Source organism: Streptomyces sp. TP-A0874 (assembly GCF_001748085.1).
Taxonomy (GTDB): Bacteria; Actinomycetota; Actinomycetes; order Streptomycetales; family Streptomycetaceae; genus Streptomyces.
This window is the reverse complement of the sequence record NZ_BBZK01000004.1, coordinates 358,332-369,898: the sequence shown is the minus strand read 5'-3', so window position 1 is coordinate 369,898 and position 11,567 is coordinate 358,332. Positions and strand designations below refer to the sequence as shown.

Genomic DNA, 11,567 nt, shown 5'->3' with positions numbered 1-11,567 from the left:
CTGATGCGCATCTTCGACCCGCACATCCACATGACCTCCCGCACCACCGCCGACTACGAGGCCATGTACGCCGCCGGCGTCCGCGCGCTCGTCGAGCCGGCCTTCTGGCTTGGGCAGCCCCGAACCGCGCCCGCCAGCTTCTACGACTACTTCGACGCCCTCCTCGGCTGGGAGCCCTTCCGGGCCGCCCAGCACGGTATCGCCCACCACTGCACCATCGCGCTCAACCCCAAGGAGGCCAACGACCCGCGGTGCGTCCCCGTCCTCGACGAACTGCCCCGCTACCTCGTCAAGGACTCGGTCGTCGCCGTCGGAGAGATCGGCTACGACTCGATGACCCCCGCCGAGGACACCGCCCTCGCCGCACAGCTCCAACTCGCCGCCGACCACGACCTGCCGGCCCTGGTCCACACCCCCCACCGGGACAAGGCCGCCGGACTATCCCGCACCATCGACGTGCTGAACGAGTCCGACCTGCCAGCGGGGTACGTCGTACTCGACCACCTCAACGAGACCACGGTGCGCGAAGCCGCCGACAGCGGCTGCTGGCTCGGTTTCTCCATCTATCCCGACACCAAGATGGACCCGGAGCGGATGGTGCGGATCCTCCGCGAACACGGCACCGAACGGATGCTGGTCAACTCCGCCGCCGACTGGGGGCGCAGCGACCCCCTGGAGACCCGGCACGTCGGCGAGGCGATGCTGGCGGCCGGCTTCGACGAGGACGACGTCGACCAGGTGCTCTGGCGGAACCCGGTCGCCTTCTACGGGCTCAGCGGCCGCCTCGACCTCGACATCGCGCCGGCCGACCAGAGCGCCACCCACGAAGGCAACTCCATCCTGCGCGGCGCACCCGCCGCCGGACCCGAAGCCGGACGGGGGTGACGGGGAAGGCATGCGCTTCCGGCACCCGGACGGCTCCACCGTCCACCTCGCCTACTGCACCAACGTCCACCCCGCCGAAGACCTCGCCGGAGTCCGCAGGCAACTGCGCGAACACGCCGAGCCGGTACGCCGCAGACTCGGCCGCGACCGCCTCGGCATCGGACTCTGGCTCGCCCGGGACGCCGCCCGAGCACTGATCGCCGACCCCGCCGAACTCCGTGCCCTCCGGGCGGACCTCGACCGCCGAGGCCTGGAGGTGGTCACCCTCAACGGGTTCCCCTACCGGGGGTTCGGCGACCAACGCGTCAAACACCGCGTCTACCGGCCGGACTGGACCGAGCCCGAACGCCTGGAGCACACCACCGACCTCGCCCGGCTGCTGACCGGCCTGCTGCCGGACGACGCCGCCGAGGGCACCATCTCCACGCTCCCCCTCGCCTGGCGCACCCGCCTGGGCGGCGGCGGGACCGAGACCGCCGGCGCCGCCCTGCGCGCCCTGGCCAGGCGGCTGGACGCACTCCAGGAGCTGACCGGCCGCTCCGTCCGCGTCGGCCTCGAACCCGAGCCCGGCTGCGCCGTCGCCACCACGGCCGACGCCGTCACCGCCCTCACCGGCCCGGCCGCGCCCCCCGCCGAACGGATCGGCGTCTGCGTCGACACCTGCCACCTCGCCACGGAGTTCGAGGACCCCCGCACCGCCGTCGACGGCCTCACCACGGCCGGAGTCCCGGTGGTCAAGGCACAGCTCTCGGCCGCCCTGCACGCGCCGACCCCCGGCGAACCGCGGGTACGGGAAGCGCTCGCGGCCTTCGCGGAGCCGCGTTTCCTGCACCAGACCCGGACCCGCACCGCGACCGGCGTACTCGGCACCGACGACCTCGACGAAGCCCTCGCGGGCGGCGTCCTCCCTGACGCCGAGCCCTGGCGCGTACACCTCCACGTACCGCTCCACGCGCCCCTCTCCCCGCCGCTCTCCTCCACCCTCCCGGTACTCCGCGAAACCCTCGGCCACCTCGTCGGCGGGCAGCAGCCGCTCACCCACCACCTCGAAGTCGAGACCTACACCTGGCAGGCGCTCCCGACCGAACTCCGCCCCCGCAACCGCGGCCAACTCGCCGACGGCATCGCCGCCGAGCTCTCCCTCGCCCGCGAACTCCTCACCGATCTCGGCCTGAAGGAGCTGCCGTGACCAGCCGCTCCACCCCCCCGCCCACCGCCCCCGGCCGGCGTCCTGCCGCTCCGCGCCGGCTGCTGGTGCTCGACGTCGTCGGCCTCACCCCGCGCCTGCTGCGCCACATGCCTCAGCTGCGCGCACTCGCCGACTCCGGCGCGCACGCCCCGCTGGGCACCGTGCTGCCCGCGGTGACCTGCGCCGCCCAGTCCACCTTCCTCACCGGAGCCCCACCCGCCGAGCACGGCATCGTCGGCAACGGCTGGTACTTCCGCGAACTCGGCGAGGTGTTCCTCTGGCGCCAGCACAACGGCCTGGTGGGCGGCGACAAACTGTGGGACGCGGCCCGCAGGGTCCACCCCGGATACAGCGTCGCCAACATCTGCTGGTGGTACGCGATGGGCTCGGACACCGACATCACGGTCACCCCCCGCCCCGTCTACTACGCCGACGGCCGCAAGGAACCGGACTGCTACACCCGGCCCGCCGACCTCCACGACGAGCTGACAGCGGAGTTCGGCACCTTCCCCCTCTTCCACTTCTGGGGCCCCGGGGCCGACCTGGCCTCCTCCCAGTGGGTCATCGACGCGACCCGCCACATCATGCGGACCCGCCCCACCGACCTGACCCTCTGCTACCTCCCGCACCTCGACTACGACCTCCAGCGGTACGGGCCGGACGACCCGCGCTCACACGCCGCCGCGCGCGACCTGGACACCGCGCTCGGCCCGCTGCTCGACGACGCCCGCGCCACCCGCGCCACCGTCGTCGTACTGTCCGAGTACGGCATCACTCGGGTCAGCCGGGCCGTGGACATCAACCGCGCACTGCGCCGCGCCGGACTGCTCGAAGTACACACCCAGGACGGCATGGAATACCTGGACCCCGGTGCCTCCCGCGCCTTCGCCGTCGCCGACCACCAGATCGCCCACGTCTACCTCCGCCACCCCGACCGCCCCGGCGAGCTACGAGCCGTCCAGGAGGCGCTCTCCGAACTCGACGGCATCGCCGAACTCCTGGACGACCGCGGGAAGAAGACCCACGGGCTCGACCACCCGCGCTCCGGGGAGCTCGTCGCCGTCGCCGAACCGGACGCCTGGTTCACCTACTACTACTGGCTCGACGACGCCCGGGCCCCCGACTTCGCCCAACTCGTCGAGATCCACCGGAAGCCCGGCTACGACCCGGTCGAGCTGTTCATGGACCCCCGGGACCCGTACGTGCGCCTGCGCGCCGCCGGAGCCCTGGCCCGGAAGAAGCTCGGCCTGCGCTACCGCATGGCCGTAGTGCCCCTGGACCCGTCGCCGGTCCGCGGCAGCCACGGGCGCCTCCCGGCGGACCCGGACGAGGGGCCGCTGCTGATCTGCTCCCGCCCCGACGCACTCGACGGGTCCGGACCGATCGCCGCCACCGACGTCAAACCCCTCCTGCTTCGCCTCGCCGGACTCCAGTGAGCCGGCCGAGTCCCGCCACCAGCACCAGACCAGACCGCCCCGCCTCCCAGGAGCACCCATGAGGAACCATCCCGAACTCGACCGCATACTCCGCCGCCGCGCCTTCCTCGGGGTCGCGGCCGGCGCCACCGCCGCCGCGTTGGTCGGTGCCGCCGCCGGCCCGGCCGCCGCCCTGGACACCGCGTCGGGCGCCGCCCCCGGCCGCCACCGCCCCGGCGGTCCGCTGCTGCCCCCGGGCCGGCTCGGCATCCAGCTCTACACACTGCGCGACCAGATCGCCTCGATCGGCTTCGGCCCCGTCTTCGAACACCTCAGCCGGTACGGCTACGACGAAATCGAGTACGCCGGCTACACCCAGGGGGCGGGGGGCGAGATCACCCTCCGCCAACTGCGGCGGCTCGCCCGTGACAACGGGCTGCGCGGCATCGGCAGCCACGTCGGCTACTACTCCGACGACCCCGACGCCTACACCTTCGCCGGCCGGCTCCAGCAGGTCCTCGACGACGCCGAGGAGCTGGGGCTGCGGCATATCGGCACCGCCAGCGCACCCTTCCGCTACGGCGACACCGTCGACGCCTGGAAACGAGCCGCCGAGGAGTTCAACACCTACGGGGCAGCCGCCCGGGAGCGCGGTATGAAGTTCTACCAGCACAACCACACCGAGGAGTTCTCCTTCGCCTCGGACCGGCCGGACGTCCGCCTCTACGACGTGCTGCTCGCCGAGACCGACCCCGAGCTGGTCTACCTGGAGATGGACATCTACTGGGCGTACTGCGGGCAGTACCGTTACAGCGTCCGCCCCGACGGTCTGCCGGCCCCCTTCGAGCCGATCGACTACGTACTCAGGGCGCCGCACCGCTACCCGCTCTTCCACGTCAAGGACGGCGAGCACGACGAGACCGCGAGCGACGGCTACCGGATGGTCGACGTCGGGGACGGGGACATCGACTACCGGAGCTTCATCGGGGGAGTGGAGAGGCTCTCCCGGCACACCGAACACCACTGGCTCGTCGAACACGACCAGCCGGAGGACCCGTTGCGCACAGCCCGGCGGTCCGCCACGTATCTGCGATCCCTCCGCCGACGCCGCTGACCGCAGCTGCGCGACCGCGCGCACTGCCCCGGTGGCGCACCGGCCGCCGGAGCGGCACACCGGATGGACGCCACCGGCCGCCGCTGGGCCGCGCGGAACCTGTCGGGCCGCTACTACCCCTCGGGCGGGGCGACGGGCTCCAGCGTCACGGTGCCATCCTCGTCAACCGACCAGTCGGGGTTGTGGGTGCGTTTAGGGGTCGTTGTCCGGGCGCTCAACGCTATCGCCGCGACAGGACGAACGGAGCCCGCCGCGGCGACCGGGTCATGCGCGGAGATACTCCGTTGCCGGGCCAGCGGCACGGCCGTAGGGTCCCGGCATGTCCCTACGTGTCCGCATGCGTCAAGCGCTCCCGGGAGCGATGCGCGCCCGCGACAAAGCGGCGGTGAGCGCCCTGCGTGCGACGCTCGCCGCGCTCGACAACGCGGAGGCGGTGCCCGTGGACGAGGCCGGGGTGCGCGGCCTGGTCCTCGAACAGTCACCGGTCGGCGCAGGCGCCACCGAGGTGGCGCGTCGGGAACTGAGCGAGTGCGAGGTGGTGGAGATCGTGCGAGCCGAGGCCGCGGAACGCACGGCGGCCGCGGCGGGGTTGACGGCTCCCGCACACGCTGACCGGGCCGCGCGGCTCCACGCCGAGGCCGATGTGCTGTTTCGCCTCCTCGACGGCCGTGGCACTCCGTAGGACACGGCCGATCCTCTGCGTGCCGCGCCCGCCGGGAGCCGGTGCGGTCCACGGTGGTGGCGAGGCCCGTGGCTCGCCGAGGACGACCGGAGTCGTTCACGGTGGGTCCCGTTGCGGACGCTGACGGCGACGTCCGGGACCGTCCGTCCCGGCACCAGGCGCCGCGGTGGGTGCCGACCGCCCCCGTGCGGGACAGCCTCAGGCGAGGTACCGGCGGGATCCCTGGGCCAGCGGTGCGAAGCCACACGCTTCGCAGAAGTTGCGGACGTACGCTTCGTCCGCTGCGAGCAACTGCGCCTTGTAGCAGTTCGGGGCGCGGTAAGACTCGCTGACGGGACCGCCCGGGCCGGCGCGATGGAGCGGATCCCCCAAACACGGGGGCGGGTCCCCAAAAGGAGAAAACCCCACGAATGTGGGGTCTCGCTGGTGTCCGAGGGGGGACTTGAACCCCCACGCCCGATAAAGGGCACTAGCACCTCAAGCTAGCGCGTCTGCCATTCCGCCACCCGGACTGGTGGTCGTCCCGGCTTCCCGGGTGACAGACCCAACGATACCAGGGCTTCGGAGCGCTCTTCACCCTCGATTCCCTGGACGGTTCGAAGCGCAGCGTGCTCGCTCGGCTCCGCAGTGGATCGCCCCGTACCCGGCGTCCGCTCTGCCGGTGCCGGTGCCGGTGCCGGTCCGGGAGCCCACGGTCGAGTGTGGGCGCGGTGCGCTGCGGCCGGACGAGCCCCCCAGACTTGGGGTCGCATTCGCCCGGGACCACCAGAGTCCGGGACCGAGAAGGGGGTTGCGGCGGCAGGGAAGGCCCGTGGGGACAGCGCGGAGGCGCTGTCCCCACGAGTGTGGCTCGATGTGTCCTGTCGGGCCGTCTCCTTCCGGCCTCGGGAGTCAGCGATTGCGGCCGTAGCCCTCGCTGGCTCCGTGACCACGGCTCTCATAACCACGGCTCTCGTAACCACGGCCGGAACCGCGCTCGTGGCTCGGGCCGCGACGCCGGCTGAACGCCGCCATTATCGCGGTGGCGAGGGCCAGGAGCACGGCGCAACCACCGACGACGGAGTTGCTGATGATCGTCGTGCTGTTGTGCGCTGCTCCGACCACCACCCAGGGTGCGGCGATAGTCCAGAGGCCGATGCCGGCCGCGGCCCAGCACATGCCGTGGGTGCGCTCGTAGGCGCTGCTGCTCCCCAGGCCGATCGCGAACGCGACCAGCGCCAGGCCGGTGATCAGGTTGTTCACCGTGAGCGTCGTCATGCCGTTGAAGCCGCGAATCCACGGTGAGACCGCCAGGTAGAGGCCGGCCAGTAGGCTCAGCGCCTCGACGAACTGCGCCGGCGGGTTACTAGTCGCCCGCTCGGAGCGGGCCCGCAGAGCCGCGATATCGGGATGGTGCTCGATATCGTGGGAGGTCGGTGCGGCCACCTCAGACACCTCCTTTTGAGGATGTTCGTACGCTATGCGGCGTAGCCGTGGCCATCGGAGCTAAACATTCCGCCCGTTCGACCAGGGGTTTTCCGATCGGCTGCCGAGCCGTGCCCCCGGGCGCCCCGGCTCGGCGGCCGTGGCGCCCGCGCCGGTGATCGGGAGGTGTCTCGGGGGCGGCGGGTACGGCCGATCGCGGCTCCCCGTCGGCTGTTGCTGCGGCAGACCGGCGGACGACGGCAAAGCCCGGGCTCTGCCGATGGGTATCAGGCTTCGGGCACGTTCTCCCCGGCGGATCCCGGACGGGGGGACGGCGGTTGTCCCGGACCGCTTCTCGGAGATCGCCGGCCCACCGGGTCAGCCGTCCTGGAGATCGTGGATCTCCACAGAGAGGTGCGGCCACGCGGTGACGAGCGGCTCCAGTTCCTCGGTCGGCAGCCGGGCGGACGGGCGCAGCGGGCCAACCGGGCGGAAACGGATCGTCGTTCCGGTCGTGCCGTCGTCGGCGATCGGCACCAGGTCGGTCACCGGGAAGCCGTTCTCGTAACGCTGGACCCAGGCGGCATCCGAGCGGCGGTTGCTGTGGACGAGCCATTCGCTGAGCGCTCCGACGACCGACATACCTCGCCTCGGGTGGCCGTCGGGGAGCAGCTGTGCGTCAGGTACCCCGAAGAAGCGGAGATCCTCCGACGACACGACCGGCTTCTTCACGGCGCGGCCCCGGTCGTCGAACCGCGTGTCGGTGCCCCGTCCGTCGTCCGCGACCGAGACTGAGCCGTCCGGATGGAGGGTGACGGTACACCGCCCCTCGCCCCTGGACTCGGCCTCGTCGGCGGCATAGGCGACGACCTCGAGGAGCAGGTGCGGCAGGCCGCCGGGAGCGAAGGTGACCGGATCACTCCGAACGAGCGCGAGATGGCCGGCGTCGACGCCCGCGGTCCAGTCGTGCGTCGTGTTGCGCCAGGAAGTGCTGCCCATCCCGGGATTATCCCCGATCGCTGCGGGCGGTGTCCTTCGCGGAGCGGCCCGAGGGGTAGCAGCCCGCTCCATGGGGGACGGGCTCGCTTCCGACATCCGGCCTGCACTTGGTCTAGACATGACAATCTCTCCTTCCTAGACTTCCAGCGGACAGCACGAGAGAGCGCTCTCAAGAGCCTCGGTCTCCGGCTTTTCCGCGCCGGAGGGAGTCTCGGACGGCCCCGGCCGAGCGGTGCCGGCAGGCCGCTGCGACGGCGAACTCCGCGGAGGGACCGGGTTTTTCGAGGGGCGCGTCACCTCCCCAGGCTGTCCCGCAGTCCCTGGTGTGCGCACGACGACGGCTACGGCGCCTAGCCGCGTGTCGGAACATCCGGTGATGGAGCCAGTCTCCGGAACGTTCCCTCCGCTTTGCGGCCTGCTCGCACCTCAAGCCGTGTACCGGTCCACCGAGGTTGCGGGAGAGCCCCTAGCTGAAGGAGAACCGGGTGCGACACAGGAAGTCCGGCGTACGGATCGGCATCACCTTGGTGGTAGCGGGCGCTCTCAGCGCGATCGGCCTGAGCACTTCGTCGGCCACCCCGCAGACCGCCTCGAAAGCTGCCACACAGACCGCCGCCGCCCCCGAAGTGATCGAGGCCCTGCAGCGTGATCTGGGCCTGAGCGAGAGTCAGGCCACCGCCAGGCTCCGACAGGAGGCTAAGGCGGCCGAGCTGGAGGAGACGGCCAGACGGGCGGCCGGAAGCGCCTTCGGCGGCGCGTGGTTCGACGCCGAACGCGGCGAACTGACCGTCGGTGTGGCGGATGGTGCGCGCGCCGGGGCGGTACGGGCCACCGGCGCACGGGCAGTGGCGGTGGAGCACACCCTCGCCGAGTTGGACTCCGCCAAGGAGGCGTTGGACGCGGGTGCCGAGAAGGGCACCGTCCCCGCGCAGGTGCGCAGCTGGCATGTCGACCCGCGGGCCGGCAGCGTCGTCGTCGATGTGCGTGCGGGGACCACCGAGGACCCGAGGGTGCGCGCCTTCCTCGACGACGCCCGCCGACGGGGGCCGGTCACCGTCGAGGAGAGCGACCACCAGGGGCCGCGGACCTTCTCGGCCGGTGTGGTCGGCGGCGACCCGTACTACATCAACGGGAACACCCGCTGCTCCATAGGGTTCTCCGTGGAGGGAGGCTTCGTCAGTGCCGGTCACTGCGGCGGTGTGGGCAGTTCCGTGGTCGGCTGGGACAACTCCGCCATGGGCACCTTCGAGGGCTCGTCCTTCCCCGGTGACGACTACGCCTTCATCCGCATCGGCAACGGATGGTGGACCGAGCCGGTCGTGCTGGGCTGGGGCACCGTGAGCGACGTGCTGGTACGCGGTTCCCAGGAAGCGCCCGTCGGGGCATCCATCTGCCGCTCCGGTTCCACGACGCACTGGCACTGCGGGACGCTGCTCGCCAAGAACGAGACGGTCAACTACGGCGACGGCGCGGTCGTCTACGAACTGACCAAGACCAGCGTCTGCGCCGAGCCCGGCGACTCGGGAGGCTCCTTCATCAGCGGTGATCAGGCCCAGGGCGTCACCTCGGGCGGCTGGGGCAACTGTTCCGAGGGCGGGGAGACCTGGTACCAGCCGGTGAACGAGATCCTCGACCGGTACGGACTGACCCTGGTGACCGCCTGACGGACGGATGTAGCGGCCGGCGGTGCCACACCGCCGGCCGCTACATCCCACTTCTTCGGCGGCGAGCCCCGGGTCAGCCGCCCGCCTGTTGCAGCAGGACGGTGCAACTGCTCAGGGCGATGCTGCCCAGCACGGCGGTGACGGTGAGGCAGATCAGCCGGCGGCGCAACTCCTCATACCGCTCGGAGTACTCGGCGCGCAGTTCGGTGCATCTGCCGACCACCCGCCGCAGGTACTGCCGGGTGAGAACCAGCCGGTCCTCGGTGTAGAGGCCGACGAGCTCCGCACGCTGGTCGGTGGTCAGCCACGGCAGGTGGTCCGCGAACTCCTCGGCCGCCTGCTGGGCTTCGGCGATGTCCGTCTGCGAGCGGAGGTAGCCCTCCAGTTGCGCGATGCCGGCCTCGATGTCCCGTTCGTCGTGCACCCTCGCCGCCTCAGCTTCGACCGCGGTCTTCGGGAGCCGCTGTGGGGGCGTCGGGGCTCTCGGGCTGGCCGGCGAAGCGGTTCATGGCGTCGTCGAGGGCGGCCGTGTTCGGGTGGTGCAGGTCGAAGGCCGGGGACTCGGAGCGAATCCGCGGCAGCGTGAGGAAGTTGTGCCGGGGCGGAGGGCAGGAGGTGGCCCACTCCAGGGACCTGCCGTACCCCCAGGGATCGTCCACCTCGATCCTCGGCGCGTACCTGGCGGTCTTCCAGACGTTGAAGAGGAACGGCAGCGTCGAGATGCCGAGCAGGAAGGCACCGATGGAGGAAACGGTGTTGAGCCAGGTGAAACCGTCGGCGGCCAGGTAGTCGGGGTACCGCCTGGGCATCCCCTCGGCGCCCAGCCAGTGCTGTACGAGGAAGGTCGTGTGGAATCCGACGAAGAGCGTCCAGAACTGGATCTTGCCAAGGCGTTCGTCGAGCAGCTTCCCGGTGAACTTCGGCCACCAGAAGTGGAATCCGGCGAACATGGCGAAGACCACGGTGCCGAAGACCACGTAGTGGAAGTGGGCTACCACGAAATACGAGTCGGTGACATGGAAGTCGAGTGGTGGCGAGGCCAGGACCACGCCGGTCAGTCCGCCGAAGAGGAAGGTCACCAGGAACCCGATCGACCAGAGCATGGGTGCCTCGAAGGAGAGCGAACCGTGCCACATGGTGCCGATCCAGTTGAAGAACTTCACCCCGGTGGGTACGGCGATGAGGAAGGACATGAAGGCGAAGAACGGCAGCAGCACACCGCCGGTGGCGAACATGTGGTGCGCCCACACGGTGACCGACAGTCCGGTGATGGTGATGGTCGCGCCGATCAGCCCGATGTAGCCGAAGATCGGTTTGCGGCTGAAGACCGGGATGACCTCGGAGATCACGCCGAAGAACGGCAGGGCGATGATGTAGACCTCGGGATGGCCGAAGAACCAGAACATGTGCTGCCAGAGGAAGACCCCGCCGACCGCCGGATCGTAGATGTGTGAGCCGAACAGTCGGTCCACCATGAGTGCCAGCAGGGCGCCCGCCAGGACCGGGAAGGCCAGCAGGACGAGAACCGCGGTGAGCAGCACGTTCCAGGTGAAGATCGGCATGCGGAACATCGTGAGCCCCGGCGCCCGCATGCAGATGATCGTGGTGATGAAGTTGACCGAGCCCAGGATGGTGCCGAACCCGGAGAGGGCGAGTCCCATGATCCACAGGTCCGCGCCGACGCCGGGGGTGTACAGGTCGCGGGAGAGCGGTGTGTAGGCGAACCAGCCGAAACCGGCCGCTCCGTTGGGGGTAAGGAAGCCGCCGACGGCGATGAGGGAGCCGAACAGGTAGAGCCAGTAGGCGAACATGTTCAGCCGGGGAAAGGCCACATCCGGTGCACCGATCTGGAGGGGCATGATCCAGTTCGCGAATCCGGCGAAGAGCGGGGTGGCGAACATCAGCATCATGATGGTGCCGTGCATCGTGAAGAACTGATTGAACTGCTCGTTGGAGATGACCTGGTGCCCGGGCCGGGCCAGTTCGGCCCGCATGGTGAGCGCCAGCAGTCCGCCGAGGAGGAAGAAAGCGAACGCCGTAATCATGTAGAGAGAACCGATCTTCTTATGATCGGTGGTTGTGAGCCATTCGACCGCCACCCGTCCGGGGCTCCGCTTTCGGGTCGGCCGCTCTGCCTCGGGTGCGATCGTCATGCTTCCTCGGCTCTCCCTTGACCATGCCCTGGCGGCACGGCTCTTTTCGTATGCGGTAGGCC

10 protein-coding genes and 1 tRNA gene are annotated in these 11,567 nt (G+C 70.5%); 6 read left to right on the top strand and 5 right to left on the bottom strand.

The window, feature by feature from the left end; translation table 11 throughout:
* Positions 1–3 precede the first annotated feature (3 nt).
* The 5 genes from BGP73_RS05680 (at position 4) to BGP73_RS05660 (ending at position 5,285) form a co-directional block, all read left to right on the top strand.
* The gene (locus BGP73_RS05680) at positions 4–885 is read left to right on the top strand and encodes a TatD family hydrolase (RefSeq protein ID WP_069812359.1); all 882 of its coding nucleotides are present in this window, start codon (positions 4–6) and stop codon (positions 883–885) included.
* A gap of 10 nt (positions 886–895) precedes the next feature.
* Complete coding sequence (eboE, locus tag BGP73_RS05675) at positions 896–2,074, top strand: metabolite traffic protein EboE (RefSeq protein WP_069812358.1); 1,179 nt, start codon at positions 896–898, stop codon at positions 2,072–2,074.
* The gene (locus BGP73_RS05670) at positions 2,071–3,510 is read left to right on the top strand and encodes a nucleotide pyrophosphatase/phosphodiesterase family protein (RefSeq protein WP_079127226.1); all 1,440 of its coding nucleotides are present in this window, start codon (positions 2,071–2,073) and stop codon (positions 3,508–3,510) included. The genes eboE and BGP73_RS05670 overlap by 4 nt, the downstream gene beginning before the upstream one ends.
* A gap of 58 nt (positions 3,511–3,568) precedes the next feature.
* A complete protein-coding gene (locus BGP73_RS05665; protein ID WP_069812357.1) occupies positions 3,569–4,603 on the top strand; it encodes a sugar phosphate isomerase/epimerase family protein in 1,035 nt (344 codons plus the stop codon).
* Positions 4,604–4,964: 361 nt separating this feature from the next.
* Positions 4,965–5,285, top strand: coding sequence for a hypothetical protein (locus tag BGP73_RS05660; protein WP_069812356.1), 321 nt, complete (start codon positions 4,965–4,967; stop codon positions 5,283–5,285).
* Between the two features lie 424 nt (positions 5,286–5,709).
* On the opposite strand, the gene BGP73_RS05655 is transcribed toward BGP73_RS05660, so the two are convergent.
* The 3 genes from BGP73_RS05655 to BGP73_RS05645 all read right to left on the bottom strand — a co-directional run bounded on the left by BGP73_RS05655 (position 5,710) and on the right by BGP73_RS05645 (position 7,688).
* Positions 5,710–5,797: transfer RNA gene (locus BGP73_RS05655), tRNA-Leu, on the bottom strand.
* A 379-nt stretch (positions 5,798–6,176) separates the two neighbouring features.
* Complete coding sequence (locus tag BGP73_RS05650; protein WP_069812355.1) at positions 6,177–6,710, bottom strand: SPW repeat protein; 534 nt, start codon at positions 6,708–6,710, stop codon at positions 6,177–6,179.
* A gap of 357 nt (positions 6,711–7,067) precedes the next feature.
* The gene (locus BGP73_RS05645; RefSeq protein ID WP_069812354.1) at positions 7,068–7,688 is read right to left on the bottom strand and encodes a DNA gyrase; all 621 of its coding nucleotides are present in this window, start codon (positions 7,686–7,688) and stop codon (positions 7,068–7,070) included.
* Between the two features lie 485 nt (positions 7,689–8,173).
* Between BGP73_RS05645 and BGP73_RS05640 the strand changes: the two genes are divergently transcribed.
* Positions 8,174–9,352, top strand: coding sequence for a S1 family peptidase (locus tag BGP73_RS05640; protein WP_212732783.1), 1,179 nt, complete (start codon positions 8,174–8,176; stop codon positions 9,350–9,352).
* A gap of 73 nt (positions 9,353–9,425) precedes the next feature.
* Here BGP73_RS05640 and BGP73_RS05635 read toward each other — a convergent pair whose 3' ends face one another.
* Positions 9,426–9,776 carry a hypothetical protein gene (locus BGP73_RS05635; protein ID WP_069812353.1) on the bottom strand — a complete coding sequence of 117 codons (351 nt, stop codon included), beginning with the start codon at positions 9,774–9,776 and terminating at the stop codon, positions 9,426–9,428.
* A gap of 10 nt (positions 9,777–9,786) precedes the next feature.
* Positions 9,787–11,505 (bottom strand): aa3-type cytochrome oxidase subunit I, encoded by a 1,719-nt coding sequence (gene ctaD, locus BGP73_RS05630; protein WP_069812352.1) that lies wholly within the window; start codon positions 11,503–11,505, stop codon positions 9,787–9,789.
* Between the last annotated feature and the right edge of the window lie 62 nt (positions 11,506–11,567).

What these genes read in the sequence shown, in the direction of transcription:
- BGP73_RS05660 (WP_069812356.1), top strand. Translation starts at nt 4,965, where the DNA reads ATGCGCGCCCGCGACAAAGCGGCGGTGAGCGCCCTGCGTGCGACGCTC.
- BGP73_RS05680 (WP_069812359.1), top strand. Translation starts at nt 4, where the DNA reads ATGCGCATCTTCGACCCGCACATCCACATGACCTCCCGCACCACCGCC.
- eboE (WP_069812358.1), top strand. Translation starts at nt 896, where the DNA reads ATGCGCTTCCGGCACCCGGACGGCTCCACCGTCCACCTCGCCTACTGC.
- ctaD (WP_069812352.1), bottom strand. Translation starts at nt 11,505, where the DNA reads ATGACGATCGCACCCGAGGCAGAGCGGCCGACCCGAAAGCGGAGCCCC.
- BGP73_RS05645 (WP_069812354.1), bottom strand. Translation starts at nt 7,688, where the DNA reads ATGGGCAGCACTTCCTGGCGCAACACGACGCACGACTGGACCGCGGGC.
- BGP73_RS05665 (WP_069812357.1), top strand. Translation starts at nt 3,569, where the DNA reads ATGAGGAACCATCCCGAACTCGACCGCATACTCCGCCGCCGCGCCTTC.